Here is a 276-nt window from a genome sequence, read left to right on the forward strand (position 1 = left end):
GTGACATTCCCTTTAATTCGGGGTTCGACTAAATGAAGATAGGCTAAATTAAAGCGGTTGAGTTCACTCACAAGATAATCAAAGAGAGCTTCTTTATTAGAATCTTCCATATCACCAAATGTTCCCCCAGGAGAGAGGCGAATCCCCACTTTATCCGCTCCCCAGACTTTGGTTACCGCGCTCACAACTTCTAAAGTTAAGCGCGATCGGTTAGCAATGGAACCGCCATATTGATCCGTTCTCTGGTTAGAACTTTCGTGAAGAAACTGATCAAGG

Annotated in this window: 1 protein-coding gene; it reads right to left on the bottom strand. The window is 43.8% G+C overall.

What is annotated here, in order from left to right:
- Positions 1 to 276 (bottom strand): oxidoreductase (locus tag R0J87_RS20045; RefSeq protein ID WP_498888447.1); only part of this gene is annotated, 276 nt, incomplete at both ends.

Source organism: Halomonas sp. SIMBA_159, from assembly GCF_046536035.1.
Lineage (GTDB): Bacteria > Pseudomonadota > Gammaproteobacteria > Pseudomonadales > Halomonadaceae > Vreelandella > Vreelandella venusta_A.